1 protein-coding gene is annotated in these 1,106 nt (G+C 70.7%); it reads right to left on the bottom strand.

Annotated elements, in window-relative coordinates; genetic code table 11:
- On the bottom strand, positions 1-1,106 hold a 1,106-nt coding region (locus tag AXW62_RS26325; protein ID WP_252368740.1), incomplete at both ends, for a condensation domain-containing protein.

Here is a 1,106-nt window from a genome sequence, read left to right as displayed (position 1 = left end):
GTGGGCAGGGAGACCCGGTCCGGCAATCCCGCCAGGGCCCGCTTCCAGTACTCCACCTGTGCGGAGATCTCGCTGTGGGGGTCCTCGACGTCGCCCAGGAGGTCGCGTTGCCACAGCGTGTAGTCCGCGTACTGCACCGGCAGCTCGGCCCATCCCGGCTCCCGCCCGGCACAGCGCGCCCGATAGGCGGTGCTCACATCGCGCCACAGCGGTCGCATGGACCATCCGTCACCCGCGATGTGGTGTACCACGAGCACCAGGGCGTGCTCTTCCGCGCTGATACGGAGCAGCTGTGCCCACAGCGGGATGTCCGTCTCGAGGTCGAAGGTGTGGCGTGCGGCCGTGGCCAGTGCCGTGTCCAGTTCGGAGGCGTCCACGGGGGTGACGGTCAGCTGGGGCCGGGCCTCCCGCACCGGCAGGACCCGCTGCTGTGGCACACCGTCGACCTCGGGGAAGACGGTCCGCAGGCTTTCATGCCGTGCCACGACGTCGGCCAGTGCGGCCTCCAGTGCCGCGACGTCTACGTGTCCGGTCAGCCGCAGGGCGAGTGGCATGTTGTAGGTGGGGGAGGGGCCTTCGAGGCGGTGCAGGAACCACAGACGGGCCTGTGCGAAGGACAGGGGGACGGTGTCGGGCCGCTGGGCCGGTACGAGGGCCGTGCGGGCCGCACCGGCTCCGCCCACCCGCTGCGCCAGTCCCGCCACCGTCGGCGCATCGAACAGGGTGCGGACCCCCAGCTCGACGCCGAAGGCGGTGCGCACCCGTGCCACCAGGCGGGTGGCGAGCAGGGAGTGTCCGCCCAGGTCGAAGAAGCTCTGGTGTACACCGATGTCGGTCAGGCCGAGTACTTCGGCGAACAGGCCGCACAGGATCTCTTCCGCGGGTGTGCGCGGTCCGCGCGAGTCGGCTCCGGTCGTGTAGTCGGGTGCGGGGAGGGCGCGGCGGTCGAGTTTGCCGTTGACGGTCAGTGGCAGTTCGTCCAGTACCACCACGGCCGACGGCACCATATGCGCCGGCAGTCGTTCGGCGGCGTAGCCGCGGGCGGTGGTCGGGTCGATGGTCTGGTCCTGCGTGGCCACTACGTATCCGACCAGGCGTTTGTCGCC

This window comes from Streptomyces hygroscopicus subsp. hygroscopicus, from assembly GCF_001553455.1.
Classification (GTDB): domain Bacteria; phylum Actinomycetota; class Actinomycetes; order Streptomycetales; family Streptomycetaceae; genus Streptomyces; species Streptomyces hygroscopicus.
This window is presented reverse-complemented; position numbering and strand designations above follow the sequence as displayed.